At 26.3% G+C, this 2505-nt stretch carries 3 protein-coding genes; all 3 read left to right on the forward strand.

Annotated features, from left to right (window positions below):
* The first annotated feature begins 234 nt into the window (after window positions 1-234).
* A complete protein-coding gene (locus tag D9R21_RS07380; protein WP_158613929.1) occupies window positions 235-393 on the forward strand; it encodes a hypothetical protein in 159 nt (52 codons plus the stop codon).
* 166 nt (window positions 394-559) lie between these two features.
* Entirely contained in the window at window positions 560-1231 is a 672-nt protein-coding gene (locus D9R21_RS05670) for a hypothetical protein (RefSeq protein WP_126821442.1), read from the forward strand.
* A 12-nt stretch (window positions 1232-1243) separates the two neighbouring features.
* The coding region (locus tag D9R21_RS05675; RefSeq protein ID WP_148108848.1) for a hypothetical protein at window positions 1244-2505 on the forward strand (1262 nt) is incomplete at its 3' end.

Raw genomic sequence — 2505 nt, forward strand, 5'->3', positions numbered from 1 at the left:
GAAAAAATTGAAAAATACTGAGATAAAATAAACGCAAAAGAAATAGAACATAATAATAAATTAATGGAATATGATGAAACTGGTAATAATCAAAATGCTGTTCAAGGTAGAACAGAAATAAAGGAAAATTAACAAATGAGTAGAATTAACCCAGGGGTTATGGAATAATTAAGAAGACAAGCCCATGATACTTTAATAGATATAAGAGAAAACATACGAGATAATAGACATTGAATGGTATTTCCTTTTAATGTTTATAGTTCATATATCCCCGATACTGAAACAGGATGAAAACCCAATAATGCTAAACCAAGTGATTATGGTAGTTATTCAGGAATATTTGATAATATGGAAAGTACTATTGCACAATGACAAAATAGTTCAAAAATATAAAGGTTAAGAAATTAATATTTTAACAATTGATGATTTTAAAAATCAACCTATTAACTCAACTATATGAGCAAATAATGAAACACCTTTCGCGATAAAATTAAAAGATGAAAATAATAATCTTTATTGAAAATTAATTGATGGTGAAAATATTTATGATATTAATAGAATGTTAAAATATTTAAATCAATATAAATTAAGTTATTTTATTAATAATGATAATAAAGCCGATAATTACTATACAAAAGAGGTTAAAGTTGGTAAATATTGAGATGCTTATATGATTGATGATAGAAGTTCAATTCAATTTGGAGAAGCAAAATTTGAACAAGTATTTACTCAACAATCAACTGAAAGACAATATACTTTATTAATTTTAGATGAAGATGACGATAAATTAAATATTAATGATTATTATAATTTTTATACTGTATTTAATGACAGTGGTTTAAATATTGGTGGTGGTGATATTAATTCTTCACCACAAGATAGACAATGATTATATCCATCAAATGTTATTAATTATTATTCACCATATGATGGTAGTTTCTTATGACAAGAAATTACATTTTCAAGTATTAATGACAAAATTAGTAATAGTGGTTTATCAGTACGACAATTTATACAAACATCAGCACCAGGTGGAGGTTATTGTTTTCCTAAAATAACTTGTGATGAAAAACTAAATAAAGGTATTGTTGAATTAGATGATATTTTATTAAAAGACCCAGGAGTTAGAGCAATGGCAGTTAAATTTTATGGTAATCCAATCTTTTTTGATATGCCAGTTATTGGCCGACCAATTATTAAAGGTCAATTTAATAAAAAAGTAATGAATTAACGTGATTTATTAATGTATAACATGTATACTGCTCCACCTGATAAAATAAACACTTATGCCTCACCAGAAGTAAGTTGATATAACATTCAAGGAATACAACCAACTATGATAACTGGTTATGAAGATTGAAAAAAAGATATGGAAGCAAGATATGACTTTTGAAAACAAAAAAATAGTGAGGGTATTGTTATAACCGACCCCACTACTACATCAGCAACTAATTCTGGTGTTGGTAGAAATATTCACAAAGAAGATAAAAATTCTAAATTTTATTGATCTAAAAACTGAAATATAACTCCACCAAATAAAATAAAAGTAAATAGTGGTAATGTTGATAATATTATTGGTACACAAGCTTCATCATATTTTAGAAGAAAAGATGAATTCGGTAATAAAGTTGGACAAGTTCAAATTGAATATAATAAAATGGGTGCTTGTAATGTTTGAGATATTTTAAATATGAATAATTTTATTAATCGCCAAATTACATTATTGCCCTTAAACTATACGCAAAAGTTAGTTTTTAATCCTTTTACAATACCGGGTGGGGTTGGTAAGTTCTTAAACTTTATTTCATTTGGTATTTCATGAGGTTGAGTAATTAATCAAGATGAAAAAACTTGACCTAATTTTCAATGACTTAATGGTTTTATGAGCGCTAATATTTATAGTTTTTATAATGATGCCTTTTGAGGTGATAATTCCAAAGGTAAAGGTTATTTACCATTTGAAATTTTTAGAGAACAAGGTAATGATAAAGTTGGTGCTATCTTTGGAGCAAACGCTACTAGTTTCGGTTTTACAACTTTATTAACTGATAAATGCAAAGGCACTGTTTTGAATAAAGATGGTAAACCAACAAGTACGTTAGTTTATTCAACATATAATTTAAAACAATTAAATGAAAAAACTAATTGAGTTTATTTAATTAATGAAAAAACCAGAGCGGTTGATGCACAAACACCAGTTAGTGATGGTGAAAAAGATAATGATTGTGAATTCTTACAAACACCAGATGGTACAAATTGTAGTTATATAATTGATATGTTTTCAATTCAAGCTTTATATAAAGGTAATTTTGAAATTATCTTTTATGCCGATAATCCATATACCAATAATGAAGAAGATTATTTAAAATTATCAGTATGGAGTTTCAGAGGTAAAACAAAAAGTGTATTAAATAATTATTTACGTGATATGACAACTAATTATAAAACTAGTTTCTTACTCCCGCATGATTATGAAATACCAACATTTAATTACCCTGAATATGT

It is taken from the genome of Spiroplasma endosymbiont of Megaselia nigra, assembly GCF_003987485.1.
Taxonomy (GTDB): Bacteria; Bacillota_I; Bacilli_A; order Mycoplasmatales; family Mycoplasmataceae; genus Spiroplasma.